The organism is Bradyrhizobium sp. USDA 327 (assembly GCF_041262065.1).
Lineage (GTDB): Bacteria > Pseudomonadota > Alphaproteobacteria > Rhizobiales > Xanthobacteraceae > Bradyrhizobium > Bradyrhizobium liaoningense.
Window position 1 is genome coordinate 5,991,664 of the sequence record NZ_JBGCCW010000001.1, and the last position, 25,837, is coordinate 6,017,500.

Genomic DNA, 25,837 nt, shown 5'->3' on the forward strand with positions numbered 1-25,837 from the left:
ATCCTCGAGTCAGTGGCCGCCGGCGGATCGGGGGCCGGCGGCTCCATATGGCACAACATCACGACGGACGCGACTGTTCCTGCAGATGGATGACGGCAAGGTGAGTAGGGGTGGGGCTGCGGCGCTAGGCGCCGAGCCCCTGCAACACCAGCCGATTCAGCCTTGCCGCGAACGCCGCCGGGTCTTCCGGCAATTCGCCGTCCAGGATCTGCGCCTGTTCGAGCAGCAGCAGGCTGAGATCGTCGACGACCTTCGAGCCGGCTTGCGCCTTGGTGACCGCGGTGACCAGCGGATGGCGCAAATTGATCTCGAGGATCGGCTTGGTCTTCATGCCGCGGTTTTGCTGCGACAGGATGCGCTCCAGTTCGCGGCTTGGCCCCTGGCTGTCGGCGACGAGGCAGGAGGCCGAGCTAGTGAGCCGGGTCGAGGCCTTGACGTCGCTGACGCGCTCTCCGAGCGCGGCCTTGATCACGGCGATGGTGGCCGCTTCGTCCGCGGCCGGCTCGTCCTTCTTCGCCCCGTCCGCCTCGTCGACGCGCGGAATCAGGTCGAGATTGAGATCGCCCTGGCTCAGCGACTTCAGCGGCTTGCCGTCGAACTCCGACGGCATCGAGGTCCAGAAGGCATCGACCGGATCGGACAGCAGCAGCACCTCGATGCCGCGCGCGGTCGCAGCTTCCAGCCGCGGGTTGGATTTCAGCCGCTCGATGCTGTCGCCGACGAGATAATAGATCTCGGTCTGGTTCGGCTTGAAATCGGCGATAACCTGCTTCAGCGAACGCTTCTCGCCCGACGTGGTGGTGAAGCGCGACAGCGAAAGCAGCTTTTCGCGCCGCTCGAAATCCTCGTAGATGCCTTCCTTCAGCACCGCGCCGAAGGCGTCCCAGATCTTGGCAAAATTCTCCGGGTCCTTGTCGGCAAGGCTTTCGAGCTCGGATACGACCCGGGTCGCTACCGCCTTGCGGATCTGCGCGAGCTGCGGATTGTTCTGAAGCATCTCGCGCGAAATGTTGAGCGGGAGATCCTCGCTATCGACGACGCCGCGGATGAAGCGCAGATAGCCCGGCAACAGATCGGCATCGTCGGTGATGAAGACGCGCCGGACATAGAGCTTCACGCGCCCCTTGCGGTTGGGCTCGAACAGGTCGAACGGCTTGGTCGAGGGCGCGAACAGCAGCACGGCGTAGGAGTAGCGGCCCTCGGCGCGGTAGTGCAGCGTCATCGCGGGATCGTCGAAGGCGGAGGCGATCTGCTGATAGGCCTTCTTGTAGTCGTCTGCCGTCAGCTCGGATTTCGCGCGCTGCCACAGCGCGCTGGCCGAATTGATCTGGCGCGGCTCGCCCTCTTCGGGCACGAGCTCGATGGGGAACAGGATGTTGTCGGAATAGGCGGTGACGATGCGCTCGATCTCGTAGGTCTCGAAATATTTCTTGGCGTCGTCCTTCAGGTGCAGGACGATCTCGGTGCCGCGCGTCACGCGCGCCGCTTCCTCCTCGCTGGCACGGGCAATCTCGAAGCCGGAGCCGCCGGAGGACGCCCAGGTCCAGACATCGCTCTCGCCGGCACGGCGGCTGATCACGACGATCTTCTCGGCGACCATGAAGGCGGAATAGAAGCCGACGCCGAACTGGCCGATCAGGCCGAGGCCGTCCTTGGCCTCCTTCAGCTTGGACACGAACGCCTTGGTCCCGGAGCGGGCGATGGTGCCGAGATGATCGATCAGCTCCTGCCGCTCCATGCCGATGCCGTTGTCGGCGATCGTAAGCGTCTTGGCCGTCTTGTTCGGGATGATGCGGATCTTGAGCGCGTCGCCCTCGCCCAGCAGGGCGGGACTTGCGATGGCCTCGTAGCGCAGCTTGTCGCAGGCATCGGAGGCATTGGAGATGAGTTCGCGGAGGAAGATGTCGGTTTCCGAATAGACGGAATGCACCATCAGGTGCAGCAGTTCGGAAACTTCGGCCTGGAAAGGCTGCGTATGCACAGCCGTATCTGACGTCGTCATGCGCTTACCCGTCAAAACAAAGGGAGGAACCCGGATATAGCGCGAGGCAACGGCGGATCAAGAGGATGTGAAGCATGCGCCCGGAAGGCTCCCGTCACGGGAGGCGCGGATCAGGTCACGCAACGGCCGGGCTGGAGCAGCTTCGCGACCTCCGTCAGGGAGCTGACCATCGGCTCACAGGCGATCGTCGGCCTGGTGCGAACCTTCTGCTGGTTCTGGAGCAGCACCGGCGGCTTGGCGTTGCCGGTCTCGATCACCGCCGGGACCCGCAGCAGCACCGACGTATCGGCGAGGTCGTTCAGCCGCATCGACACCGTCCGGGTCGGAGCCGGCGCCGGCTTGGTCACAGCGATCCGGTCCGCCTTTGCGGCGCGATTGACGTTGTGGCTCGGGGCGAAGTTCGCGCTGCGGCTGGAGGTGTCGGCGACCGCCTGCCAGCGACCAGCCAAGTCATGGCCGGAGGCCAATTGCACAGCACCGAGCGTCGCGACGGTCGCAATGGCGCCTAAAAATACCTTTTGAATCTGTGACATGGCTGTCGATCCCTCGCCCCATGGCGATCACGGGAACAACGCCGCCACAGGATCGGCGGTTCTCGGCCATTACGATCACTTAACCGTGTGCGAAAAATGCCGCAGGTCGGCGAAATATTTCGCAAGCCGTGGAACGACTCCGACGGTCGGGAGTCGTCTCAGCAGCCGGCTATTCCCCCCTGCCCCATAAGCCGGCGACGTAGGGCGCGACTGTGGTGATGCCGGTCGCGCCTTACTTTTGTCTGGCGTCTACTTCGCCTTCGCCGCGAGCCATTCCCGCCCTTCGCCATAGAGCTTCTCGACTTCCGGGCCCGTGAGGCCGGGCATGTCGCGCTTGACCTTGTAGCCTATCAGCTCCTGCATGTAGGCGAGGTGGCGATAGCCTTCGGGCAGCGCGGCGAGCACCTCCGGGTCGAGGCGCAGCGTCGCGGCGGGATCGACCGGATCGATCCGGTCCTTCTCGTAGATCGGCTGGCGGCGGACGATGCCCCATTTACCCTGCCGCTTCTCCAGGAAATCGTAGAAGCGCCCCGTGCAGACGACGTCGCAGAGCACGTCATGCACCAGGGCGCGCTGCGAGATCGTCATCTTGGTCTGGGCGATGGCCCGCTTGCCGGCGAGATCGATGCTGGTGCCGCCGAGGAAATGCAGGATGCGCACACCCCTGGCAAACCCTTCCTGGCTGACGCGCATGAAATCCCGCGCCGGCCCCTGAAACCAGGTGGCGGACATCCAGCCCTCGTCATGCCAGACCGTGGCAAAGCGCTCCCAGTCCCCGGCGTCGCGCCACACCGCCCAGTTCTCGACGAGGTCGCGGATGGCGAGGCGATCGAGGAGTTGCTGGTCCATGGCACATCTCCGATTGGTGCGGCCGCAGGCGCAGCCGCTGCATGAGGTATGGGCGGTGAATTCGACGGCCGTCAAGCATGGGCAGCAGACATGAAAAATCCGGCGTGCCTTGCGGCGCGCCGGATCAGATCACTTCGCCAATTGGCGGGCTACCAGGGCGTCATTACGCCGCCGGCGCCTTCGGCGCGCGATTGCGCGAATTGCGCTGGAAGAACAGCGCCTGGCTCGCCACCGCCGATACCATCGCCGGCTGGAACGGCTTTGAGATCAGGAATGCCGGCTCGGGACGCTCGCCGGTGAGGAAGCGCTCAGGGTACGCGGTGATGAACACCACTGGCACCTCGAAGGTCCGGAGCAGTTCGTTGACGGCGTCCAGGCCGGACGAGCCATCGGCGAGCTGAATGTCGGCGAGGATCAGGCCGGGCCGCTTGTTCTTGGCCAGCGCCACCGCGTCGGCATGGGTGCGCGCGACGCCGACGACGTTGTGGCCGAGATTCTTCACCAGGCTCTCGAGGTCCATGGCAATGAAGGTCTCGTCCTCGATGATCAGCACGTCGGTCGCAATCTCGGCCGCCATCTCGCGTCCGGCAGCGTCTGCAAGACGTCGCGTTTCCGCGACGTCGGTGCCGAGAACGAAGGCGACTTCCTCTTCCGAGAAGCCCTCGAGCGAAAGCAGCAGGAAGGCCTGTCGCGGCAGCGGCGTGATGTTCGACAGCCGCCGCTCCGGCGGCATCGGCAGGGTCGTCACCTCGGCATCCTCGTTGACCGAGACCGAATTCCAGATCTGCGTGAACAGCCGAAACAGGCCGGCCCGAGGCCCATGGCTCTCGTCGAGCACCGACGGATCTCCCAGCATGGCTTCCAACATGGCTGCGACATAGGCGTCACCGGAGGCCTGGCTGCCGGTCAGGGCGCGCGCGTACCGGCGCAACAACGGCAAGTGTTCAGCAACAAGCTGTGAACGGGACATCCCCACTCCATTCGTCTTCGGGCCAACCTTGAGGTCAGGAGACACGCGGGGGGCCCGGGTTCCCCTGCTGGACTGATTACGCATCAGCTCAAGAAAAGTTCCGCTGAGCTGGGAACTTTTCCGCGGACCTGGAATTGTGCCTATCCAGGGAACGGCTCCCGGTTGAGAAAACCTCTCGAATTTGCAGTCACTTAACTCGGGGAAACGTGGAACAGGCCATGAAAGATCTCAAGTCTCAAGCCAGCAGAAGCGCGACCCCCGGCAAGGGAGGGCTCACTCCGGAGATTCAATCCCGGATCGGGCATCAATTGCGGGCAATGTACGACGATGTCGTACGACAGGGGGTTCCGGATCGGTTCGCAGAACTGATCAAGAAGCTTGATGCGCCGGGAGCGACTCCCCACGTGGAAAATGAGGGCGGATCCAACGACAACAACAATGGGAGGGATTAATGCCTCTCACGGACTCCCTTCGTAACGACATCCTGGCGGCCGTGCCCAGTCTGCGCGCCTTCGCCATCTCGCTCAGCGGCAATGCGGACCGCGCCGACGACCTGGTCCAGGAGACGCTGCTGCGCGCGCTCGCCAACATCGACTCGTTCCAGCCCGGCTCCAACCTGCCGGCCTGGCTGTTCACGATTCTGCGCAACCTGTTCCGCTCCGACTATCGCAAGCGGCGGCGCGAGGTCGAGGATGCCGAGGGCAACTACGCCAAGACGCTGAAGACTCAGCCTTCGCAGAACGCGCATCTCGAATTCGAGGAGTTCCGCACGGCGCTCGACAAGCTTCCGCAGGATCAGCGTGAAGCGTTGATCCTGGTCGGTGCGTCCGGCTTCTCCTATGAGGATGCGGCCTCGATCTGCGGCTGCGCGGTCGGCACGATCAAGAGCCGCGTGAACCGCGCCCGCTCGAAGCTCGCCGCGCTGCTCTATGTCGACGGCGCCGAGGATTTCGGGCCCGACGAGACGGTGCGGGCCGTGATCGGCGGCAGCGGCGGCTGATAGCCGACGCCAATCGGACTCGGACGAGACGAAGACGGCCGTTTCCACCGGCCGTCTTTGCGCGCGTCCGATGTGGGTGGCGTCGAGTTCATGGCGCTCGATCACTCGTCAACAAAGGTCACGGTATCGGCCACGCTCGCACGCGAGGTGCGGTAGCTGTTGACCTTATGCGCATGGTCGGCGTAGCCGAACGAGATGCCGCAGACGACGCGGCGGTCGTCGGGCAGATTGAAATGACCGCGGATCAACCCGGAATGCCGTGCGAGCGCCGCCTGCGGTATCGTGCCGAGCCCGAGCGCCTGCGCGGCCAGCATGAAATTGCTGACATAGGCGCCGCAATCGATCGCACCGTAGATGCCGAGCGGCTCGTTGGTGTGAATGATCGCGACATGTGGCGCGCCGAAGAAGTTGTAGTTCTCGAGCGCCTGCCTGGCATAGGCCATCTTGTCGCCACGGGCGATGCCGAGCGTGTTGTAGAGCTGGAAGCCGCTTTCGCGGCGGCGCTCCAGATAGACCCCGACATATTCGCGCGGCGGCGTGAAATCGTAATCATCGCCAAGGCCCTTTGAGGCCTCCGCGTAGATCGCCTTGCGAAAGCGCTCCTTGGCCTCGCCGCTGGCGATGATGACCTGCCAGGGCTGGCTGTTGCACCAGGACGCCGTGCGTTGCGCGGTGGTCAGCACATGCTCGATGGTCGCGCGATCGACGTCCTTGGGAAGAAACGCGCGGACGGAGTAGCGCTCGTTGAGGAGCTCTTCGAGCACGCCGATGCGGTCTTGGGTCTGGCTCACTTTTGCATCCATGAATTGGCTCGCGCTCTTCTCGTAGGGTGGGCAAAGACGCGCAAGCGTCGTGCCCACCGACAGACTTGCCCCGAAGCATCTGCATATGGTGGGCACGCTTCGCTTTGCCCACCCTACGAGATACCGCGAGACGTGAGATTATCGCCCCTTGGTCGGGATCTTGTTATACGGCACGTCCTTGTCGACGCGAATGTCACCGGGCAACCCCAGCACGCGCTCGGCGATGATGTTGCGCAGGATCTCGTCGGTGCCGCCGGCGATGCGCATCGAGGGCGAGGACAGCAGCATCTGCTGGAACTGGCCCTGCACCGTCTCCTCGTCGTTGCCGGTGAGAACACCGGCCGCGCCCTGGAGGTCCATGGCGCAGGTCGCGATGTCCTGCAGCATCATGCCCGACACGAGCTTGCCGATCGAATTCTCCGGGCCCGGCCGCTCACCCTTCGACAGCGCCGAGATCGTGCGGTAGCTGGTGTATTTCAGTCCGTTCGACTTCGCCGCCCAGCTCGCGAGCTTCGAGCGCACGGCGGGATCGTCGATGGCGAGTCCGTCCTCCAGCATCAGGTTGGAGCAGAACTCGAACATCTCAGGCACGCCGGTCGCAAGCCGCGCGCCGATCGACATGCGCTCGTTCATCAGGGTGGTCAGCGATACGCTCCAGCCCTCGCCGACGGCCCCCAGCCGCTGGCTGTCGGGGATCACGACGTCGGTGAAATAGACTTCGTTGAACTCCTGCATGCCATTGGCCTGTTTGATCGGCCGCACCTCGACGCCGGGGCTCTTCATGTCCAGGAAGAACATGGTGAGGCCCTTGTGCTTGGGCACGTTCGGATCGGTGCGCGCGATCAGGAGTCCGTAATCGGAGTAATGCGCGCCCGAGGTCCAGATCTTCTGGCCGTTGACGACCCAGCTATCGCCCTTCTTCTCGGCGCGGGTCCGCAAGCCTGCGACGTCGGAGCCGGCGGACGGCTCCGAGAACAGCTGGCACCAGATCTCCTCGCCCGAAGCGAGCTTGGGCAAATAGCGGCGCTTGGCGTCTTCGCTGCCAAAAGCCATCACGGTCGGACCGCACATGCCTTCGCCGATCTGGAACGGCTGCGTCAGCTTGCCGTAGACGCCCTCCTCCTGCTGCCAGATCACCCGTTCGATTGGCGTCGCACCGCGGCCGCCATAGTCCCTCGGCCAATGCAGACAGGCCCAATTGCCCTCGAACTTCTTCTTCTGCCAGGCCTTGCCGACATCCACGATGTCGTGGTGAGCGAGCCGGATACGGCCGAGCGAGGATTTTGACAGCTCGGCATGCAGCTCCGTCGGCGCATTGGCCTCGATCCATTTGCGCGCGGTCTCGCGGAATGCGGCTTCCTGTGGCGTGTCGTCGAAATTCATGGCGCTTCCCTTTCTTGTCATTCCGGGGCGCGCAACGCGCGAACCCGGAATCTAGAGCTTGCATATTCGCTTCGAGATTCCGGGTTCGGCTCCTCGAGCCGCCCCGGAATGACGGCTAATTTCTTCCCTTCGTTGGGATCTTGTTGAATGGCACGTCCTTGTCGACACGGATGTCGCCGGGCAGGCCCAGCACCCGCTCGGCGATGATGTTGCGCATGATCTCGTCGGTGCCGCCTTCGACGCGGGTGCCCGGCGCACGCAGCAGCATGGCCTGGAAGCGGCCAGCGACTTCGGCATCTTCGGCACCGCTGACGACGCCAGCGGCGCCTTGCAGATCGAGCGCGTAGGTCGCGACGTCCTGGATCATCGAGCCCGCAACCAGCTTGCCGATGGAATTTTCCGGCCCCGGCCGCTCGCCCTTGGACAGCGCCGAGATGGCGCGCATGCTGGTGTAGCGCAGGCCGCTCGCCTTCACCGCCCAGTTCGCCAGCTTCGAGCGCACCGCGCGGTCCTCGATCGCAGGCCCATCGTCGAGCATCAGGCTCGAGCAATACTCGAACAGTTCGGGGAAGCCGGTCGACACGCCCGCGCCGATCGACATGCGCTCGTTCATCAGCGTGGTCAGCGAAACGTTCCATCCGTCGCCGACCTCGCCGAGGCGCTGATGGTCGGGAATGCGGACATTGGTGAAATAGACCTCGTTGAAATCGGAGGCGCCGCTGGCCTGCTTGATCGGCCTGACCTCGACGCCGGGGCTCTTCATGTCCAGGAAGAACATGGTGAGCCCCTTGTGCTTGGGCACGGTGGGATCGGTGCGGGTCAGAAGGATACCGTAGTCGGAGTAATGCGCGCCCGACGTCCAGATCTTCTGGCCGTTGACGACCCAGTCGTCGCCATCCTTTTCAGCGCGCGTGCGGAGCCCTGCGACGTCCGAGCCGCCGGCCGGCTCGGAGAACAGCTGGCACCAGACCTTCTCTCCGGACGCGAGCGGCGGCAGATATTTGCGCTTATGCTCCTCGCGCGCGAAGGCCATCATGGTCGGCCCGCACATGCCATGGCCGATGATGAACATGTGGGAGAGCTTGCCGAACGGGCCCTCCTCCTGCTGCCAGATCACGCGCTCGATCGGCGACGCCCCGCGGCCGCCATACTCCTTCGGCCAGTGCAAGCAGGCCCAGCCGGCATCGGCTTTCTTCTTCTGCCAGGCCTTTGCGACCTCGAGGATGTTGGCGTCCTTGAGCTGCGTGCGGCCAAGCGAGGATTTGCGCAGCTCCTCCTCGTACTGCTTCGGCGCGTTCGCGTTGATCCAGGCGCGCGCGGTGGTGCGAAACTCGGCTTCCTGCGGGGTGTCGTCGAAGTTCATGGCTTTTTCTCTCTGTCATTCCGGGGCGCGCGCAGCGCGAACCCGGAATCTCGACGCTATTCACTCATCTCCGGATTCCAGGTTCGGCGCCATCGCGCCGCCCCGGAATGACGACAACATCAGGCCGCGTTCTTCTTCCTCATCCGTTCAATCAACTGGTCTTCCCAATAGGACATGCTGCCCAAGCTCAACGCCATCGCGTTGGCGCGGCGGTAGTACATGTGGCAGTCGAACTCCCAGGTGAAACCCATGCCGCCGTGAACCTGGATATTGTTCTTGGCGCAGTGCTGGAACGCCTGAGTCGCGCTGATGCGCGCGGCGGCCGCGGCTTCCGGCAACTCGGCCGCATTGGTCGAGAGCGCCCAGGCACCGTAATAGCTGTTGGAGCGTGCCAGCGTCGCCGAGACATACATGTCGGCGAGCATGTGCTTGACCGCCTGGAAGGAGCCGATCTGCCGGCCGAAGGCGATGCGGTCGAGCGCGTAGTCGCGGCCCATCTCCAGCGCGCGGTCGGCACCGCCGACCTGCTCGAACGCGCACAGTACCGCGGCACGGTCGAGCACCTGGGTGAGAATACTCCAGCCTTCGCCCGCAGCGCCGAGCGGCTCCGCCTTGCAATCCCCGAAAGTGATCTCGGCCTGTCCGCGGGTCGGATCGAGATTTGTGAGGCTTTTCACATCGACGCCGCCGGCCTTCAACTCGACCAGGAACAGCGAGATGTCATTGTCGCGCCCGCTCGATCCCGTGCGCGCGGCAACCACCGCGAAATCGGCGATTGCCCCGTCGGCAACCGGCTTCTTGACACCATTGAGCACGCCGTTCGCTGCGGTGAGCTTGACGTTCTTCGGCGACGGATTGCCCTTGCCCTCGAACAGTGCGAGCGTGCCGATCGCCTCCCCCGAAGCAATCGCCGGCAGCCATTTCTTCTTTTGCGCATCGCTGCCAGCGATCAGCAGCGCTTCGGCAGCGAGGTACACGGTCGAGGAGAACGGCACCGGTGCGTTGGCCCGGCCCATTTCCTCCGCGATCACGCAGAGCTCGAGATGGCCAGCACCCGCACCGCCGAACTCCTCGGGAATCGCGACGCCGAGGAAGCCCATCTCGGCAAGGCCCTTCCAGAGCTCCTTGTCGTAAGGCGCCTTGCCGTCGAGCACGACACGCACCGCCTTCGGCGGGCATTTTTCCGCGAGGAACTTGCGCGCCTGGTCGCGGAGCTGCTTCTGGTCGTCGGAGAAATCGAAGTTCATTGGCGGCTTACCTTTTTCTTGCTGTCATTCCGGGGCGCGACGAAGTCGCGAGCCCGGAATCCATTTCGCCACACGTTTGCGGCCCGATGGATTCCGGGTTCGCGCTGCGCGCGCCCCGGAACGACGATTGGAGAGAGTATTCATTCATCGCAGCACGATCACATCCTGATCCGGCCGATCGGCATAGAGCCGCTCCACCAGCGCGGCGCGGCGCTCGAGCCCGGCGCGCTGGTTGATGTAGCCCTTGTCGGTGAGCTCGTTGCCGTCGATCGAGGGCGGCTCGACCATCAGCATCGCGCGCGCAATCATGCGGCTGCTGGCGCCCTCGCATTCCCGGTTGTGAGCTTCCAGGCCGCGCCTGAAGCAGGCGATCACCTCAGGATGCCTCACGGCATCGGCAAAGCTGAGATCGGGATTGCCGACGAGCTGGCGGCAGGCATGCAAATTGGGCCAGGCCAGCAAACCGATGAAGGCGCGATCCTGCCCCGCGACCAACGCATCGTGCACCACGGGGGTCGCCGCGGCGATCGCGTCGGTGCGGAGCGAGCCGACATGCACGAAAGTGCCGGTGGTGAGCTTGAAGTCCTCCACCACCCGGCCGGCGAAGATGATGCCTTGTACCGGATCGGTGTCGTCGACGAAGATGCCGGCATCGCCGATGCAGTAGAATCCTTCCTCGTCGAACATCTTCTTCGTGAGATCCGACTGGCCGAAATAGCCGGGCGTGACGTTGACGCCGCGCAGGCGCAATTCGTATTTCGAGCCGCACGGCACCATCTTCAATTCGACGCCGGGGAACGGCAGGCCGATCAGGCCGACGCGCTCGGTGTCCCAGTAAGTGCCGGTCGAGGTCGGCGCGGTCTCGGTCGAGCCCCAGCCGGTGTAGAACACGATGCGCTCGCCGGTGGTCTTCACCGCAAGCGCCTGCATGCGATCATAGAGATCGTCCGGCAGCCGCGCGCCGCCATAGGCCATGATCGAGAGATTCTTGAAGAAGGAGCGGCAGAGCGTATCATCCTTCTCCATGGCGGCGGCCAGCGCGGCGTAGCCGGCCGGCACGTTGGCGTAATAGGTCGGCGAGATCTCGCGCAAATTGCGCAGCGTCTCGTCGAACTGGCCCGGCATCGGCCGGCCGTCGTCGATATAGAGTGTGCCGCCGTCGACCAGGATCGGGTGAAACGCCGCATTGCCGCCCATGGTGTGGTTCCAGGGCATCCAGTCCAGCATGGTCGAGATCGGCCCGCTCGGATCGCGCGGACGAACCTGCATCATCATCGCCGCATTGGCGCACATCATCTCCTGCGTGTTGATGACGGCCTTGGGCATGCCGGTCGAGCCCGACGTGAACAGCAGCTTGCCGACGGTCTGGGGCGTGATCTCTGCAATCGACGCTTCGACATCCGCCGTCACTGGCGTTGCCGCGAGCTCGTCAAAGCTGACGCTCTCGATGCCGTCGCAGGGTCGCGCGACGTGAACCACGGTGACGCCGGTGAGGTCGAGTGCCTTCAGTGCTTTTTCGAATGTCGGGCCGTCCTGTACCATGACGACGGCCGGCTTGATCAGGTCGAAGAGGTATTTCAGCTTGACGTGATCGTGGCTCATCAGCGAGTACGCCGGCGAAACCGGCGCAGCGGGCGAGCGCGCTTGCATCGCGGCCTGGGTCATCAGCGCGTGCTCGATCGAATTGCCGGAGAGGATCGTGACCGGACGTCCGTCGAGCTTGAGATTGAGCAAGCCTTGCGTCAGCGCATCCACGGTGCGCTTGGCTTCGCCATAAGACACCTTGCGCCATTCGCGGTTGGGCCCGCCGCGCTGCGCCAGCCAGGTGCGCTCGGGTGCTTCCTTCGCCCATTTCGCCAGCGAGGCCGGGATGTGCTTCTCGTAAGGCTGCAGCGGAATGCGCGACTTCAGCACCACCATGCCGTCGCCGCGGCGCTCCACGTCGATGTCGCGCTCAAGCCACTGGACCTTGCGAAAGGCGGGCTTCGTCATCACCGCCGCCGCGCTTCCACTCATTTTGCGTCTCCCGGAATTTATTGTCCTTTGCGGATCTTCGTCGTTCAGCGCTTGATATAGACAGGCTTTCGCTTCTCGAGGAAGGCCCTGATGCCTTCCGAAAACTCTTCCGAGCGGCTGCACAGGACCTGGTTGCGATCCTCCATCGCGATCGCCGCTTCCAGCGATCCGGCGTCGACGCTCATATTGAGACATTCCTTGGAGAGCCGCAGGCCCACGGGCGAGGCCGTGATCATCGCCTCGATGTAAGGCTCGGCCGCGTCGTCGAGCTTGTCCTCGTCAACGACCTCGGAGACGAGCCCGACGCTGAGGGCTCGCTCCGCGCCGATGAATCGGCCCGTGAGGATCAGCTCGGATGCGACCGACACGCCGACGAGGCGCGGCAGGAAATAGCTGGTGCCGATGTCGCAGCCGCCAAGCCCGAGCTTGATGAAGGCGCAGTTCATCCTTGCCGATCTCGTCGCGATGCGGATGTCGGACGCAAGAGCCAGCGCAAAGCCGCCGCCGGCCGCCGCGCCCTGCACCAGGGCCAGGATCGGCTGCGGACAGCGCCGCATCAGCATCACGATGTCGGCGATGCGCCGCTGCGAATCGAGCGACTCCGTAACGCCGGGCGGCTCCTGCTGTCCGGCCCGGCGCTCCATCGCGTGCTTGAGATCGAGACCTGCGCAGAAATTCTTGCCGGCGCCCTTCAACACGACCACGCGGGTATCGCGGTTGCGCTGCAGACCCTGAAAATAGGAGTTGAGCGCATCGATCAGCGCCGGATCGAGCGCGTTGAGGTGTTCGGAACGATTGAGCGTCACCCGGTCGACGCCGTCATCGTGCTCGATCAGCAGCGGTTGGGACATGGGGCGCTCCTGCTCACCGGCCTTAGCGGTGCCGAATGCTGAGCCCTCTCCCCTTGTGGGAGAGGGCATATACGTCGCTAGCCAGGAATTCGCTTGGGTGAGGGGTCTGTCTCCGCGGATAGAGACCCCTCATCCGGCGCGCTACGCGCGCCACCTTCTCCCACAAGGGGAGAAGGAAGAAGTACGCTAGCGCGGCGCCATGCGGATGGCGCCGTCGAGACGGATGGTTTCGCCATTCAGCATCGGGTTCTCGACGATGTGCACGGCGAGCATGCCGTATTCATTGGCATCGCCGAGACGCGACGGATGCGGCACCTGGGCGCCGAGGCTCTTGCGCGCCTCTTCGTTCAGGCCCATCAGCAGCGGCGTGAAGAACAGGCCGGGCGCGATGGTGTTGACGCGGATCTTCTGGCTGGCGAGATCGCGCGCGGCCGGAAGGGTCAGGCCGACGACGCCACCCTTCGAGGCCGAATAGGCGATCTGGCCGATCTGGCCTTCGTAAGCCGCCACCGAGGCGGTGTTGATGATGACGCCCCGCTCCTCGCCGATGGGCTCCGCGGTGACGAGACGTTCGGCGAACAGACGCAGGCAGTTGAAGGTGCCGATCAAATTGACGTTGATGATGCGCGCGAACTTTTCCAGCGGGTAGACACCGTCGCGGCCGACGATACGCTGCGAACCGCCGATACCGGCGCAGTTCATCAGCACGCGGGCGACGCCGTGCGCAGCTTCCGCCTTGGCGATCGCGGCCTTGATCTGCTCCTCGCTGGTGACGTCGGCATGCAGCGCGACGCCCTTCACTTCGGCAGCGACCTTCTCGGCGTTTTCCTTGCTCTGGTCGATCACGCCGATCTTGGCGCCCTTGGCAGCCATGGCGCGGGCGGTCGCGGCACCAAGGCCCGAGCCACCGCCGGTGATGAGAACGGCTACGTCTTTCAACTGCATCGCTTGTACCTTTCCTTGGGCGTTTCTTCTCTGGACTTGGGAGTTCGGTCGACTATCCGGCCGCGGCAGCTTCCTCGGCTTGCGTGAGGATGCCGCCGCAGATCAGCGTTTCCATGTGCTTGATGTATTGCCGGCAGACATCATCGGTGACCGGGCCGACGCCGGTCGCGCGGGACATGGCATGCCGGCCGAAGAACAAATGATCGCAGGCGCCGATCAGGCTGGTGTAGAACAACACCGGATCGGTCTGGCGGAATTCGCCGCGGCTGACGCCTTCGGCGAGCAGGCGGCGGTGGAAATCCAGCAGCGGCGCAACGAAGAATTTCGAGACCTCATCGGCGGAGCCTGCGCTGGTCTCGTGCAGCAGATAGTGAATCAGCCGGTTCATGTAGGGGAACCGGTGATAGGCGCGGATGATGCCGGCGATATGCAGCTTCAGCTTCGCCGTCGACGTGATCGGCTGCGCCAGCAGATATTCGAGATTGGACATCTCGGTTGCGGCGTCGCGCGCGAGCAGCGCCAGCAGCAGGCCGTCCTTGTTGCCGAAGTGATATTTGACCAGCGCGGCGTTGGCGCCGGACTTCTGCGCGATATCGGAGAGCGAGATCTCGATCGAGGAGCGTTCGATCATCAGCTCGCTCGCGGCCACCAGCAATTTCTCTGCCGTGGAATTTTTCCCGCCGGGGAGCCTGTTCGGTACGCTGGTAGCCACGGAGATCCCTGTTTTCGCCGCTTGAAGCGGGGCGCAGATAAGCCCAAGCAGCGCCTCATCACAAGAGTTAATTGATCGATTGACTAAATGATCTCCCGTCCCTTAAATCCGACCCCGACAATCAACCCAGTCAAAAATTCAGGGAGAGACCGACATGGCCGAGGCTTATATCGTCGCCGCTGCGCGCACCGCGGGCGGGCGCAAGGGGGGCCGTCTCGCCGGCTGGCATCCGGCCGATCTCGCCGCCAAGGTGCTGGACGAACTGGTCGATCGCACCAAGGTCGATCCCGCCCTGGTCGAGGACGTGATCATGGGCTGCGTGATGCAGGTCGGCGAGCAGTCCAACAACGTCGCGCGCAACGCGGTCATGGCTTCGAAGCTCCCTGAAAGCGTGCCGGGCACCTCGATCGACCGCCAGTGCGGCTCCTCGCAGCAGGCGCTGCACTTCGCCGCGCAAGCCGTGATGTCGGGTGCGATGGACGTCGTGATCGCGGCCGGCGTGGAATCGATGACGCGGGTTCCGATGGGCCTGTCCTCGCAGCTTCCGGCCAAGAACGGTTTTGGCAACTACAAGAGCCCGGGCATCGAGAAGAAGTATCCGAACATCGTGTTCAGCCAGTTCACCGGCGCGGAGATGATGGCCGAGAAGTACGGCCTCTCGAAGGACGAGCTCGACGAGTACTCCTACAACAGCCACCAGCGCGCGATCGCGGCGACGCAGGCCGGTCACTTCAAGAAGGAGATCGTGCCGCTCGAGATTACCCGCGCCGACGGCAGCAAGGACACCCACCATATCGACGAAGGCATCCGCTTCGACGTCACGCTCGACGGGATCAAGGGCGTCAAGCTAATCGCCGAGAACGGCAAGCTCTCCGCGGCCAGCGCCAGCCAGATCTGCGATGGCGCCTCCGGCGTGATAGTCGTGAACGAAAAGGGCCTGAAGCAACTCGGCGTCAAGCCGCTGGCGCGCATCCACCACATGACCATGACCGGCGGCGACCCCGTCATCATGCTGGACGCGCCGCTGCACGCCACCAAGAAAGCGCTGGAGAAGGCCGGCATGAAGATCGGCGATATCGACCTATTCGAGGTCAACGAGGCCTTCGCCTCGGTGCCGACCGCCTGGCTGAAGACCACTGGCGCCGACCCGGAGCGTCTCAACGTCAACGGCGGCGCCATCGCGCTCGGCCATCCGCTCGGCGGCTCCGGCACCAAGCTGATGACCACACTGGTCCACGCCCTGCACCAGCGTGGCAAGCGCTATGGCCTGCAGACCATGTGCGAAGGCGGCGGCATGGCGAATGTGACCATCGTGGAGCGGCTGTAAGAAGAGCAAAAGCGAGTAGTGAGTGGCGAGTAGCGAATGGTGAGCAGGCGAAGAACGGTTTGCCCTTCTTCCCTGTTCGCCACTCGCTACTCGCCATTCGCGTTTTGAGGAAACGCCATGACCCACCCCGCCATCCACGCCCGCACCACGCCCGACAAGATCGCCTACCAGATGGCCGGCACCGGCAAGGCGATCACCTATCGCGAGCTCGACGAGCTCTCGAACCAGGGCGCACATCTCTTCCGATCGCTCGGGCTAAAGGCCGGCGACCACATCGCACTTCTGATGGAGAACCGCCTCGCCTTCATGGAGATCTGCTGGGCCGCACAGCGCAGCGGGCTCTATTACACTGCGATCAGCCGTTATCTGAAGCAGGACGAGATCGACTACATCATCGGAGATTGCGGCGCCAAGGTCGTCATCACCACGCCGAAATGCGCCGACCAGATCACGGCCCTGATCAAGGGCTCGCCGGGCGAGCCGGTCTTCTACATGATGGACGAGCCACTGCCCGGCTTCCGCTCCTACGACAAGGAAGCGGGCGCGCAGCCGACCACGCCGATCGCGGACGAGGTCGCCGGCTACGACATGCTTTATTCGTCCGGCACCACCGGCCGGCCCAAGGGCATCAAGAAGGCCTTCGAGGGCAACAGGATCGACGTGCCGAACGCCTTCCTGCGCGTGCTCTGCGCCGACATGTGCGGCATGAACGCGGGGAGCACCTATCTCTCGCCGGCGCCGCTCTATCACGCCGCGCCCCTGCGCTTCAACATGATGGCGGTCGTGCTCGGAGGCACCTCCATCATCATGGAACACTTCGACGCCGAAGAATTCCTGAAGCTGGTCGAGAAATACAAGGTGACGCAGTCGCAGCTGGTGCCGACCATGTTCGTGCGCATGCTGAAGCTGCCGGAGGAGGTGCGGACGAAGTACGACGTTTCGACGCTGAAGGGCGCGATCCACGCCGCCGCGCCCTGCCCGGTCGACGTGAAGGCCAAGATGATCGAATGGTGGGGCCCGATCCTGATCGAGTATTATGCGGGCTCTGAAGGCAACGGCGTCACGGTCTGCAACTCGCAACAATGGCTGGAGCACCGCGGCAGCGTTGGCCGCGCGGTGGTCGGCAAGATCAAGATTCTGGATGAGAACGACGAGGAGCAGCCGACAGGCGAGATCGGCACGGTCTATTTCGCCGACGCGCCCGCGTTCACCTATCACAACGACCCCGAGAAGACGAAGAAGGCCTACAACGCCAAGGGTTGGTCGACGCTCGGCGATGTCGGCTATCTCGACAAGGACGGCTTCCTCTATCTCACCGACCGCAAGTCCTACATGATCATCTCGGGTGGGGTGAACATCTACCCGCAGGAAACCGAGGACGTGTTGATCACGCATACTGACGTCGCCGACGTTGCCGTGTTCGGCGTGCCGAACGAAGAGATGGGCGAAGAGGTGAAGGCGGTTGTGCAGCCGCACGACATGGCTCGCGCCGGCAAGGCGCTGGAGGCGGATCTGATCGCCTACTGCAAGACCCGCCTCTCCGCCATCAAATGCCCCCGCTCGATCGACTTCGAAGCCGAGCTGCCGCGCACGCCGACCGGCAAGCTGGTGAAGCGGCATCTGCGCGATCGGTATTGGCCGAAGACGGCGGCGAAGATCTAGGGGTGGTCTCGTGTCCCGGACGCGGTGCAGCGCGCAGCGATGCACCGCAGAGCCGGGACCCATCTCGCTGAGACGCTGGGCCCCGGCTCAGCAGTGCAGCACTTCGTGCCGCACTGCGTCCGGGGCACGGGGCCTCGCATCTCAATCGAACAGGCTCGGCGTGTGGTTCACCAGCGCGCCTTCGATCTCGAGCATCTTCAGCTTGGTCACCACGCCGCCATTGGCCGAGAAGCCGCCCGGCTTGTTGCCGGCCGCCAGCACGCGATGGCACGGCACCACGATCGGGCACGGGTTGCGGCCAAGCGCCTGGCCGACGTCGCGCGACAGCTGGACGCCGCCAAGCTGCCTGGCGATGTCGCCATAGGTGACGGTCTTGCCCGGCGGGACAGTGCGGGCGATATCGTAGACGCCGCGGTTGAATTCGGGCACGCCGTCGAGGTCGAGCGGGATGTCGGCGAGATCATCCGGCTCGCCCGCGAGCAGTTTTGTGATGCGGTCGATCGCCTGCTGCACCTCGGCGGTCGGCTCGGCTTCGCTGGCATCGGCATGGCGCTGCTGGATGCGGGTGCGGATCTTCTGCTCGCCACCCATCGGCAATTGCGTGCCGTTGATGCCGCGCGGGCCCCAGGCGATGGCGCACAGGCCGATCCGGGTGTCGAACAGGGCAAAATGCTGGTCGGTCATGGCTTGGTTCCTGGCTGCGTTCCTTGTCGCATGCCCCCAATGTGATCGCGGCCCGAATCTAGGCTTGGAAATAGTTGCGATCCACCCGGTTTCCGGGAATCTTGCACAGGAGTTCCAACCCCTCACGAGCCCGGAATGCAGAGCCTGCACGTCAACGGATACGACATGCCCTATCTCGACGTGGGCGAAGACAGAGGCCGTCCGCCGCTAGTCTGCGTGCACGGCTCGCTCAACGACTTCCGTGTCTGGGGCTGCGTGCTCGGGCCGCTGACGCAGCGACATCGGGTGATCGCCGTCAGCCTGCGGCACTTCTTCCCCGAGCGCTGGGACGGGCTTGGTGATACCTATTCGATCGCCCAGCATGTCGACGACGTCATCGCTTTCATCGACGAGCTCGATCTCGGACCGGTCGACCTGATGGGACATTCCCGCGGCGGGCACATCTGCTTCCGCGTGGCGCAGCGGCGGCCGGATCTGCTCCGGCGGCTGATCCTGGCCGAGCCTGGCGGCGAGCTCGATGCGAGCCTCGATCCGGATTACGTCGGCGGCCCCTCGCCGCTGCTGGCGCGCTTCACGGCCTCGGCCGAGAAGATCGCAGCCGGCGACGTCGATGGCGGCCTTGCCGTCTTCGTCGACACGCTGGAGGGGCCCGGCACCTGGCCGCGATTGCCGGCAATGGTGAAGCAGAATCTGCGCGACAACGCCATGACGCTGATCGGCCAGGTCCGCGACAACCGCCCGCCGTTCTCGAAGGCGGATGCGGAGTCGATCAAGATGCCGACGCTGTTCATCCTGGGCGCACGGACCAAAGGCCTGCTGCCGAAAGTGCTGCACGCGCTGGCGGCGCATGTGCCCTATTCCAAGACGGCGATCATCCCGAACGCGACGCATCCGATGTTCGAGCAGGCGCCGCAGAAATATTCCGAAGTGGTGCTGGATTTCCTGGCGAGCTGACCAATGCAGACAATTCGCGTCAACGGCTACGACATGGCCTATCTGGAAGTCGGAAGCGGCCGCCCGCTGGTCTGCGTGCATGGCACGCTCGGGGACTTCCGCACCTGGTATTCGGTGCTCGGCCCGTTATCGAAGAATCATCGCGTGATCTCGGTGAGCCTGCGGCATTTCTTCCCCGAACATTGGGATGCGGTCGGCGACGACTACAAGATGGCGCAGCATGTTGCCGACGTGATCGCTTTCATCGAGCAGGTTGAGCCCGCGCCGGTCGATCTGATGGGCCATTCGCGCGGCGGCCACATCGCGTTTCGCGTGGCGCAGGCCCGGCCCGATCTGCTGCGAAAACTGGTGCTGGCCGAGCCCGGCGGCGATCTCGATGCATCCCTGCCGGTGCCGGAAGGCACGCCCGCGCATCCGCCGCTGGCGGCCCGCACCGTGCGATCGGTCGAGATGATCCGCGCCGGCGATATCGAGGGCGCGCTGCAGAATTTCTACGAAGGCATCGAGGGCGACGGCTCCTGGCGGCGCGTGCCCGCCGCGGCGAAGCAGCAACTTCGCGACAACGCGCTCACCTTCCTCGGCCAGATCAACGAGCAGCGCCGGCCCTACACGCTCAGCGACGCGCAGGCGATCAGGACACCGACGCTGTTGGTCGGCGGCGGCGCCACCACCGGCAGCCTGTCGGTGATGTGGCGCGTGCTGGCCGACCACATCGCAGGCAGCAAGACGGCGGTGATCGAGAATGCCGGCCACTGGATGTTCGAGCAGGCGCCGCTGGAGTTCGGTGAAGTCGTGAACAGGTTCCTGGCGGAGTAGGGGTGGCTGCCCGCCTCCAAACTTCGAAAACAACCCCATGCACAGTAGACGGACCTAGTGATATCAACGGCTTAGCGGCGGCCGAAAAGCCCCTTTGAGCGGGACCTCGAAGGTTCGCCTTGACGCCTCAACCGTCCCAGCATACCTTCCGATACGGAATTCCGTATTCCGTACGAGGAGCCGCCGGCGTGATCCCTCTCGACCCGCTCCCGAACCTGATCGACCAGGTCTATGCGCGGATCCTGGAAGCGATCTCCGACCGCACATTGCGTCCCGGCCAGCGCATCCGTCAGAACGAGCTGGCCGACAGGCTCGGCGTGTCGCGTCAGCCGGTCTCGCATGCGCTGCATCTGTTGCACCGCCAGGGTCTGGTCGCGGAAAGCGGCCGCCGGGGATTTGAAGTCACCCAGCTCGATCCCGCGCGCATCCGCCAGCTCTATGAGGTACGCGGCGCCATCGACGCGCTGGCGGCCCGGCTCGCCGCGGCGCGCGCAGGCATTGACGCGGCCGGACGCGCACGGCTCGACGCGGCGCTTGCCGCCGGACGCCGCAGCGACCGCAACACGACGCTGGCCGAGCTCATCGCGCTCGATGTCGACTTCCACCGCGCGATCTATCAGCTCGCCGGCAATCCCGTGATCGAGGAAACCATCGCACCGCAATGGCCGCATATGCGGCGCTCGATGGCGACGGTGCTGTCCGAGCTCGATTATCGCGACAGCGCCTGGGCCGAACATGCCGACATCGCCGCACGCATTCTCGCCGGCGACGCGAACGGAGCCGAGCGCGCGGCGCTGGCGCATGCGCAGACGGCGGGACGGATGACCGAGGAGAGATTGAGGGCGACGGACGAGGCGGCGGCGTAGCGGCAGGCGCCGTCATGCCCGGCCTTGGGCCGGGCATCCACGTTCTTTCTTGACGAGCCGCAAAGACGTGGATGGCCGGGTCAAGCCCGGCCATGACGAGAAAGAGAACAAATCAAAACAGGAGGACGACCCATGAAACTGTCTCAGGAGCAACTGGAGTTCTTCCACCGCGAGGGCTGGCTGTTTTTGCCCGAGTTGTTCAGCCAGGAGGAGGTCGATCTGCTCGCGCGCGAGGCAGTCGGCATCTACGACGCCAACCGGCCGGAGGTCTGGCGCGAGAAGAGCGGCGCGCCGCGCACGGCCTTTGCCGCACATCTCTACAACGAGGCCTTCGGCATCCTCGGCGCGCATCCGCGCATGATCGAGCCGGTCGAGCAGGTGTTCGGCGAGCCAGTCTACATGCACCAGTTCAAGATCAACGCGAAATCGGCCTTCACGGGCGACGTCTGGCAGTGGCACCAGGACTATGGCACCTGGAAGCGCGACGACGGGATGCCGGAGCCGCGTGCGATGAACATCGCGATCTTCCTCGACGAGGTGATGCCGATCAACGGCCCGCTGATGCTGGTGCCGCGCAGCCAGAATGCCGGCGATCTCGAAGCCTCGCATGACCTTGCCACCACCTCCTATCCGCTCTGGACGCTGGACGAGGACACCGTGACCCGCCTCGTCAAGCAGGGCGGCATTGTCGCACCGACCGGCAAGCCCGGCGGCATGCTGATGTTCCACGGCAATCTCGTGCATGGGTCTGCCGGCAACATCACGCCCTACCCGCGCAAGATCGTCTACCTGACGCTGAACGCGGTCTCGAACCACATCCGCACACCGACCCGGCCGGACTACATCGCGCATCGCGACTTCACGCCGATCAAGACGGTGGACGACGACGCACTGCTGCGGCTCGCGCGTGCGCCGCGGCAGGCGGCGGAGTAGGATGCTCTCGTGCCCCGGACGCAGCGCAGCACGTCAGTGATGCGCGGCTGAGCCGGGGCCCAATACCGCACGGATGGTTTTTCTCTGGATCCCGGCTCTGCGGAGCAGCGTTACACGCTGCACCGCGTCCGGGACACGATCATGATCGGGTGTCCCCATGAACCTCTTCCGCCTCCTCCAGGCCCGCGCCAGCGCCGGCAAGCCGGTCCGTGTCGCACTGATCGGCGCGGGCAAATTCGGCTCGATGTTCTTGGCGCAGGTACCGCACACGCCGGGGCTGGAAGTGCCCATCATCGTCGACATCGACCGCGACCGCGCACGCGAGGCCTGCCGCACCGTCGGCTGGGATGCGGCGCGCATCGCGGCGACTGTCTTCACCGATGACGGCGCGCGCGCCATTGCCGACGGCGCGATGGACGTGGTGGTGGAGGCGACCGGAAATCCCGCGGTCGGCATCAAGCATGCGCGCGCCGCGATCGCGGCGGGCAAGCATATCGTGATGGTGAATGTCGAGGCCGATGTTCTGGCAGGCCCCCTGCTCGCCGAGGAGGCGCGCAAGGCCGGCGTGGTCTATTCGCTCGCCTATGGTGACCAACCGGCGCTGACCGCGGAGATGGTGGATTGGGCGCGGGCCACCGGCTTCCGCGTCGTCGCGGCCGGCAAAGGCACGAAATATCTGCCGGCCTATCACGACGTGACGCCCGATGGCGTCTGGCAGCATTACGGCCTGACCGCAGGCGAGGCGCAATCGGCCGGCATGAATCCGCAGATGTTCAACTCCTTTCTCGACGGCACCAAATCGGCGATCGAGATGGCCGCGATTGCGAACGCGTGCGGCCTCGACGTGCCCACGGACGGCCTGCTGTTTCCGCCCTGCGGCGTCGACGACCTGCCACACATCATGCGGCCGCGCTCGCGCGGCGGCGTGCTGGAGCGGTCCGGCGTCGTCGAGGTCGTCTCCTCGCTCGAGCGCGACGGCCGGCCGGTGTTTCGCGATCTGCGCTGGGGCGTCTATGTCGTGCTGGAGGCGCCGAACGATTATGCCGCCGACTGCTTCAGGCAATATGGCCTGAAGACCGACGCCAGCGGACGCTTCGCCGCGATGTACAAGCCCTATCATCTGATCGGGCTCGAGCTGAACATCTCGGTGTTGTCGGCCGCGCTGCGGGGCGAACCGACCGGGCAGGCCATCGGCTTCCGCGGCGACGTCGCCGCGGTGGCCAAGCGCAATCTGCGCGCCGGCGAGATGCTCGACGGCGAAGGGGGCTACACGGTATGGGGCAAGCTGGTACCGGCAGCTGCGAGCCTGAGGGCCGGCGCCCTGCCCATCGGACTAGCACATCGCGTGAAGCTGAAACATGACGTCGCCCATGGCGCGGTGGTGCGCTGGAGCGATGTCGAATTCGATGCGGGCAACGAAACGGTGAAAACGCGCAAGGCCATGGAAGCCGCGTTCGCAGCGCAGCATTGACCGGTCTGCCGGTGCACAACCAAAGTGCGCTTGATTTGCGGTTCCCCTTTGGTCATGCTGACTGCGATCCGGGAATACTGAATTTCGGACAATAAGGAAACGTCGGCCACCGGCGAAGACGAAAGCGGCGCCAAGACCGCGATCCCTCGTCGAGGACTCGACAACACAGGAGGGAAACGCATGGAACGTCGTAAATTCCTGACGGCGGGCGGATTGGGCCTGGCCGCAAGTGCCGTTGCTTCGCCGGCTATCGCGCAGTCGATGCCCGAGGTGAAATGGCGGCTGGCGGCGAGCTGGCCGAAGTCGCTCGATACGCTCTATGGCGGCTGCGAATATTTCTGCAAGCGCGTCGCCGAGATCACGGACAACCGCTTTCAGATCCAGCCCTTTGCTGCCGGTGAGATCGTGCCGGGCCTGCAAGTGCTCGACGCGGTCTCGAACGGCACCGTCGAGATGGGCAACACCGCGCTCTATTACTATTGGGGCAAGAACCCCGCGTTCACCTTCGGCACGTCGCTGCCGTTCGGTCTCAACACGCGCCAGCACATCTCCTGGCTGTTGTGGAACGGCGGTCAGGACATGCTCAACGGTCTCTTGAAGGAGCACAATGCGATCGGCGTTCCCACAGGCTCGACCGGCGCGCAGATGGGCGGCTGGTTTCGCAAGGAGATCAAGACCGTCGATGATCTCAAGGGCCTGAAATTCCGCGTCGGCGGCTTCGCCGGCACAATCATCTCGAAGCTCGGTGGCGTGCCGCAGCAGATCGCGGCCGGCGACATCTATCCTGCGCTGGAGAAGGGAACGATCGACGCGGCCGAATGGGTGGGCCCGTATGACGACGAGAAACTCGGCTTCGTGAAAGTGGCGAAGTACTATTACTATCCGGGCTGGTGGGAAGGCACCGGCCAAGGCCACAACATCATGAATCTGGAGAAATGGAACGCGCTGCCGAAGCACTATCAGGCAGCGATCTCGACGGCATCGCTCGATACCTTCACCTGGGTGACCGGCAAGTACGACTCGGTCAATCCACCCGCCCTCAAGCGGCTGCTCGCTGCCGGCGCGATCCTCAAGCCCTTCCCGCAGGAGGTGCTCGAAGCCTGCTACGGCGCAGCCAACGAGATCTACGCCGATCTCGCCAAGAGCAACCCGCATTTCGGCAAGATGTATGCGAGCCTCACCGCTTTCCGCAGCGAGTCGCTCGCGTGGATGCAGGTGGCCGAGCTCAGCTTCGACACATTCATGATGCGGATGCGGACGAGGACGTAGCCGCATCGCGCTGCAAGCGACAAAACGACGAAAGCCCCGGAGATGCCTCCGGGGCTTTTGCGTTGAGTGCGGATATCATCGCCGGCCTGGTTAAGCCGGGACATGACGGCATTCCATGGTCAATTTTCCTCGTCACCAAGCGCCGCGACCAGCTTGTCGTAGTACTTGCCGACGAGATCGATGTTGCCCTTGTTCTCGATTTGTGGGGCCGGCGTCTTCAGCGCCTGGTTGAGTTCATCGAGGGCTTCTTTCTTGTCTTTGGCCGGCATCTTCTTGTCGGCCTGGATCTCCGCGATCTGCGCCTTGATGACCGCTTCGGGGCCGACATACTTCTTGGTCGCGGGATCGAAGCCGCCGATCACGAGGCTGACGTTGTCCACGACGTTGTTGTAATCGTCATAGCTGGCAAAGCCATGCTTCTTGGCGACCTCCTCGAGCTGCGCGATCACCTTCTGGTCGGGCGCTGTGTTCTCCGGAAGCTTCTCCGTGATCGCGTCCATGTCCTTCTGCGCAGCGAGCACGCCGTCGAGCTGCTTGTCGGTCAGCGCGATCTGCTTCAACGCGGGCGCCTGCTGCTGCGCCGGCGCGGTCGGCTGAGTGGGCGCAGCCTGCTGCTTGGCCTGGGCGAAAGCAGCGCCGGAGGAGGCGAACGAAGCTGCAGACAGAAGGCACGCAACGCTCAGCGCGGTGAGGGCGGGACGAAGCAATGCTGGCATGTAGGTCTCCTCCTGAAGGGGATGGCTGGTTTTGGCGGCCGAAAGCTAGGGATCACGAAATGAACTGCGCATGAACTCCGCGCATTCCTGCTAGCGGCAGATCATGGCTGAATGATCACGACTCGCTGGGAGCCTGATGGCGTCGCTGTTCGACCAATCTGAGCGGGTTCTCTGATATCGTGCTTCCCAAGCTCGTCACAAAACGGTGAGACCCATGTTCCGATTCAAATGCACCTGCTGCGATGAGTGGCACGAAGGAATGCCGGGCTATTCGGCCGAAGCGCCGCTGTATCTCCATTCCATCCCGGCCGTGGAGCGTGACCGCCGCTGCGCGTTGGACGCGGACACCTGCATCGTCGATGAGGAGGAGTTTTACTTCGCGCGCGGCTGCCTGGAGATTCCGGTGCATGGCGAGACCGAACCGTTCGTCTGGGGAGTCTGGGTGTCGCTGAGCCAGAACAGCTT

25 protein-coding genes (1 of these 25 cut by a window edge) are annotated in these 25,837 nt (G+C 64.3%); 11 read left to right on the forward strand and 14 right to left on the reverse strand.

The window, feature by feature from the left end; all coding sequences use genetic code 11:
• Positions 1-124: 124 nt before the first annotated feature.
• From htpG to ABIA42_RS28345, 4 genes are all read right to left on the reverse strand, one after another.
• Positions 125-2,002 carry a molecular chaperone HtpG gene (gene htpG, locus ABIA42_RS28330; protein WP_370118947.1) on the reverse strand — a complete coding sequence of 626 codons (1,878 nt, stop codon included), beginning with the start codon at positions 2,000-2,002 and terminating at the stop codon, positions 125-127.
• 110 nt (positions 2,003-2,112) lie between these two features.
• Positions 2,113-2,535, reverse strand: a complete 423-nt coding sequence (locus tag ABIA42_RS28335; protein ID WP_271531674.1) for a hypothetical protein — start codon at positions 2,533-2,535, stop codon at positions 2,113-2,115.
• A 249-nt stretch (positions 2,536-2,784) separates the two neighbouring features.
• Positions 2,785-3,384, reverse strand: a complete 600-nt coding sequence (locus ABIA42_RS28340) for a nuclear transport factor 2 family protein (RefSeq protein ID WP_370118944.1) — start codon at positions 3,382-3,384, stop codon at positions 2,785-2,787.
• Positions 3,385-3,547: 163 nt separating this feature from the next.
• Positions 3,548-4,354: a response regulator gene (locus tag ABIA42_RS28345; protein WP_028179299.1), complete on the reverse strand. Its 807-nt coding sequence runs from the start codon at positions 4,352-4,354 to the stop codon at positions 3,548-3,550.
• 218 nt (positions 4,355-4,572) lie between these two features.
• On the opposite strand from ABIA42_RS28345, the gene ABIA42_RS28350 reads away from it, so the two are divergent.
• Positions 4,573-4,806 carry a NepR family anti-sigma factor gene (locus ABIA42_RS28350; RefSeq protein ID WP_271531640.1) on the forward strand — a complete coding sequence of 78 codons (234 nt, stop codon included), beginning with the start codon at positions 4,573-4,575 and terminating at the stop codon, positions 4,804-4,806.
• Positions 4,806-5,354, forward strand: a complete 549-nt coding sequence (locus tag ABIA42_RS28355; RefSeq protein ID WP_018316216.1) for a sigma-70 family RNA polymerase sigma factor — start codon at positions 4,806-4,808, stop codon at positions 5,352-5,354. Before ABIA42_RS28350 ends, ABIA42_RS28355 begins: the two co-directional genes overlap by 1 nt.
• A gap of 101 nt (positions 5,355-5,455) precedes the next feature.
• Here the strand turns inward: ABIA42_RS28355 and ABIA42_RS28360 are convergent, their stop codons facing one another.
• The 8 genes from ABIA42_RS28360 to ABIA42_RS28395 form a co-directional block, all read right to left on the reverse strand.
• A complete protein-coding gene (locus ABIA42_RS28360; protein ID WP_370118940.1) occupies positions 5,456-6,157 on the reverse strand; it encodes a nitroreductase in 702 nt (233 codons plus the stop codon).
• A gap of 138 nt (positions 6,158-6,295) precedes the next feature.
• A complete protein-coding gene (locus ABIA42_RS28365) occupies positions 6,296-7,540 on the reverse strand; it encodes an acyl-CoA dehydrogenase (protein WP_370118937.1) in 1,245 nt (414 codons plus the stop codon).
• Positions 7,541-7,655: 115 nt separating this feature from the next.
• Positions 7,656-8,903: an acyl-CoA dehydrogenase gene (locus tag ABIA42_RS28370; RefSeq protein ID WP_370118934.1), complete on the reverse strand. Its 1,248-nt coding sequence runs from the start codon at positions 8,901-8,903 to the stop codon at positions 7,656-7,658.
• 119 nt (positions 8,904-9,022) lie between these two features.
• Positions 9,023-10,150 carry an acyl-CoA dehydrogenase family protein gene (locus tag ABIA42_RS28375; RefSeq protein WP_370118931.1) on the reverse strand — a complete coding sequence of 376 codons (1,128 nt, stop codon included), beginning with the start codon at positions 10,148-10,150 and terminating at the stop codon, positions 9,023-9,025.
• Positions 10,151-10,294: 144 nt separating this feature from the next.
• A complete protein-coding gene (locus ABIA42_RS28380) occupies positions 10,295-12,166 on the reverse strand; it encodes an AMP-binding protein (RefSeq protein ID WP_370118928.1) in 1,872 nt (623 codons plus the stop codon).
• A 44-nt stretch (positions 12,167-12,210) separates the two neighbouring features.
• Positions 12,211-13,017 (reverse strand): enoyl-CoA hydratase/isomerase family protein, encoded by an 807-nt coding sequence (locus ABIA42_RS28385; RefSeq protein WP_370118925.1) that lies wholly within the window; start codon positions 13,015-13,017, stop codon positions 12,211-12,213.
• A gap of 186 nt (positions 13,018-13,203) precedes the next feature.
• On the reverse strand, positions 13,204-13,962 hold the full coding sequence (locus tag ABIA42_RS28390; RefSeq protein WP_024337318.1) for an SDR family NAD(P)-dependent oxidoreductase: 759 nt from the start codon (positions 13,960-13,962) through the stop codon (positions 13,204-13,206).
• 52 nt (positions 13,963-14,014) lie between these two features.
• Positions 14,015-14,674, reverse strand: a complete 660-nt coding sequence (locus ABIA42_RS28395; protein ID WP_197488706.1) for a TetR family transcriptional regulator — start codon at positions 14,672-14,674, stop codon at positions 14,015-14,017.
• A gap of 154 nt (positions 14,675-14,828) precedes the next feature.
• On the opposite strand from ABIA42_RS28395, the gene ABIA42_RS28400 reads away from it, so the two are divergent.
• Positions 14,829-16,001, forward strand: coding sequence for an acetyl-CoA C-acetyltransferase (locus ABIA42_RS28400; protein WP_370118922.1), 1,173 nt, complete (start codon positions 14,829-14,831; stop codon positions 15,999-16,001).
• A gap of 117 nt (positions 16,002-16,118) precedes the next feature.
• Positions 16,119-17,663, forward strand: a complete 1,545-nt coding sequence (locus tag ABIA42_RS28405) for an acyl-CoA synthetase (RefSeq protein WP_370118919.1) — start codon at positions 16,119-16,121, stop codon at positions 17,661-17,663.
• A gap of 141 nt (positions 17,664-17,804) precedes the next feature.
• Here the strand turns inward: ABIA42_RS28405 and ABIA42_RS28410 are convergent, their stop codons facing one another.
• A complete protein-coding gene (locus ABIA42_RS28410) occupies positions 17,805-18,347 on the reverse strand; it encodes a methylated-DNA--[protein]-cysteine S-methyltransferase (RefSeq protein WP_271531622.1) in 543 nt (180 codons plus the stop codon).
• A 135-nt stretch (positions 18,348-18,482) separates the two neighbouring features.
• Between ABIA42_RS28410 and ABIA42_RS28415 the strand changes: the two genes are divergently transcribed.
• The 6 genes from ABIA42_RS28415 to ABIA42_RS28440 all read left to right on the forward strand — a co-directional run bounded on the left by ABIA42_RS28415 (position 18,483) and on the right by ABIA42_RS28440 (position 24,656).
• A complete protein-coding gene (locus ABIA42_RS28415; RefSeq protein ID WP_194391340.1) occupies positions 18,483-19,301 on the forward strand; it encodes an alpha/beta fold hydrolase in 819 nt (272 codons plus the stop codon).
• 3 nt (positions 19,302-19,304) lie between these two features.
• Positions 19,305-20,117, forward strand: a complete 813-nt coding sequence (locus tag ABIA42_RS28420) for an alpha/beta fold hydrolase (RefSeq protein ID WP_370143678.1) — start codon at positions 19,305-19,307, stop codon at positions 20,115-20,117.
• Positions 20,118-20,305: 188 nt separating this feature from the next.
• Complete coding sequence (locus ABIA42_RS28425; protein WP_370118912.1) at positions 20,306-20,983, forward strand: GntR family transcriptional regulator; 678 nt, start codon at positions 20,306-20,308, stop codon at positions 20,981-20,983.
• Between the two features lie 132 nt (positions 20,984-21,115).
• The gene (locus ABIA42_RS28430) at positions 21,116-21,916 is read left to right on the forward strand and encodes a phytanoyl-CoA dioxygenase family protein (RefSeq protein ID WP_271531615.1); all 801 of its coding nucleotides are present in this window, start codon (positions 21,116-21,118) and stop codon (positions 21,914-21,916) included.
• Positions 21,917-22,073: 157 nt separating this feature from the next.
• The gene (locus ABIA42_RS28435) at positions 22,074-23,387 is read left to right on the forward strand and encodes an NAD(P)H-dependent oxidoreductase (protein ID WP_370118909.1); all 1,314 of its coding nucleotides are present in this window, start codon (positions 22,074-22,076) and stop codon (positions 23,385-23,387) included.
• Between the two features lie 180 nt (positions 23,388-23,567).
• A complete protein-coding gene (locus tag ABIA42_RS28440) occupies positions 23,568-24,656 on the forward strand; it encodes a TRAP transporter substrate-binding protein (RefSeq protein WP_271531611.1) in 1,089 nt (362 codons plus the stop codon).
• Between the two features lie 119 nt (positions 24,657-24,775).
• On the opposite strand, the gene ABIA42_RS28445 is transcribed toward ABIA42_RS28440, so the two are convergent.
• Entirely contained in the window at positions 24,776-25,372 is a 597-nt protein-coding gene (locus tag ABIA42_RS28445) for a hypothetical protein (RefSeq protein WP_370118905.1), read from the reverse strand.
• Positions 25,373-25,586: 214 nt separating this feature from the next.
• On the opposite strand from ABIA42_RS28445, the gene ABIA42_RS28450 reads away from it, so the two are divergent.
• On the forward strand, positions 25,587-25,837 hold the start of the coding sequence (locus ABIA42_RS28450) for a DUF2199 domain-containing protein (protein ID WP_370118902.1). 259 nt of this gene lie beyond the right edge of the window; the window shows 251 of its 510 coding nt (coding positions 1-251); it begins with the start codon at positions 25,587-25,589; its stop codon lies off the right edge, out of view.

What these genes read in the sequence shown, in the direction of transcription:
- htpG (WP_370118947.1), bottom strand. Translation starts at nt 2,002, where the DNA reads ATGACGACGTCAGATACGGCTGTGCATACGCAGCCTTTCCAGGCCGAA.
- ABIA42_RS28335 (WP_271531674.1), bottom strand. Translation starts at nt 2,535, where the DNA reads ATGTCACAGATTCAAAAGGTATTTTTAGGCGCCATTGCGACCGTCGCG.
- ABIA42_RS28340 (WP_370118944.1), bottom strand. Translation starts at nt 3,384, where the DNA reads ATGGACCAGCAACTCCTCGATCGCCTCGCCATCCGCGACCTCGTCGAG.
- ABIA42_RS28345 (WP_028179299.1), bottom strand. Translation starts at nt 4,354, where the DNA reads ATGTCCCGTTCACAGCTTGTTGCTGAACACTTGCCGTTGTTGCGCCGG.
- ABIA42_RS28350 (WP_271531640.1), top strand. Translation starts at nt 4,573, where the DNA reads ATGAAAGATCTCAAGTCTCAAGCCAGCAGAAGCGCGACCCCCGGCAAG.
- ABIA42_RS28355 (WP_018316216.1), top strand. Translation starts at nt 4,806, where the DNA reads ATGCCTCTCACGGACTCCCTTCGTAACGACATCCTGGCGGCCGTGCCC.
- ABIA42_RS28360 (WP_370118940.1), bottom strand. Translation starts at nt 6,157, where the DNA reads ATGGATGCAAAAGTGAGCCAGACCCAAGACCGCATCGGCGTGCTCGAA.
- ABIA42_RS28365 (WP_370118937.1), bottom strand. Translation starts at nt 7,540, where the DNA reads ATGAATTTCGACGACACGCCACAGGAAGCCGCATTCCGCGAGACCGCG.
- ABIA42_RS28370 (WP_370118934.1), bottom strand. Translation starts at nt 8,903, where the DNA reads ATGAACTTCGACGACACCCCGCAGGAAGCCGAGTTTCGCACCACCGCG.
- ABIA42_RS28375 (WP_370118931.1), bottom strand. Translation starts at nt 10,150, where the DNA reads ATGAACTTCGATTTCTCCGACGACCAGAAGCAGCTCCGCGACCAGGCG.
- ABIA42_RS28380 (WP_370118928.1), bottom strand. Translation starts at nt 12,166, where the DNA reads ATGAGTGGAAGCGCGGCGGCGGTGATGACGAAGCCCGCCTTTCGCAAG.
- ABIA42_RS28385 (WP_370118925.1), bottom strand. Translation starts at nt 13,017, where the DNA reads ATGTCCCAACCGCTGCTGATCGAGCACGATGACGGCGTCGACCGGGTG.
- ABIA42_RS28390 (WP_024337318.1), bottom strand. Translation starts at nt 13,962, where the DNA reads ATGCAGTTGAAAGACGTAGCCGTTCTCATCACCGGCGGTGGCTCGGGC.
- ABIA42_RS28400 (WP_370118922.1), top strand. Translation starts at nt 14,829, where the DNA reads ATGGCCGAGGCTTATATCGTCGCCGCTGCGCGCACCGCGGGCGGGCGC.
- ABIA42_RS28405 (WP_370118919.1), top strand. Translation starts at nt 16,119, where the DNA reads ATGACCCACCCCGCCATCCACGCCCGCACCACGCCCGACAAGATCGCC.
- ABIA42_RS28410 (WP_271531622.1), bottom strand. Translation starts at nt 18,347, where the DNA reads ATGACCGACCAGCATTTTGCCCTGTTCGACACCCGGATCGGCCTGTGC.
- ABIA42_RS28415 (WP_194391340.1), top strand. Translation starts at nt 18,483, where the DNA reads ATGCAGAGCCTGCACGTCAACGGATACGACATGCCCTATCTCGACGTG.
- ABIA42_RS28420 (WP_370143678.1), top strand. Translation starts at nt 19,305, where the DNA reads ATGCAGACAATTCGCGTCAACGGCTACGACATGGCCTATCTGGAAGTC.
- ABIA42_RS28430 (WP_271531615.1), top strand. Translation starts at nt 21,116, where the DNA reads ATGAAACTGTCTCAGGAGCAACTGGAGTTCTTCCACCGCGAGGGCTGG.
- ABIA42_RS28435 (WP_370118909.1), top strand. Translation starts at nt 22,074, where the DNA reads ATGAACCTCTTCCGCCTCCTCCAGGCCCGCGCCAGCGCCGGCAAGCCG.
- ABIA42_RS28440 (WP_271531611.1), top strand. Translation starts at nt 23,568, where the DNA reads ATGGAACGTCGTAAATTCCTGACGGCGGGCGGATTGGGCCTGGCCGCA.
- ABIA42_RS28445 (WP_370118905.1), bottom strand. Translation starts at nt 25,372, where the DNA reads ATGCCAGCATTGCTTCGTCCCGCCCTCACCGCGCTGAGCGTTGCGTGC.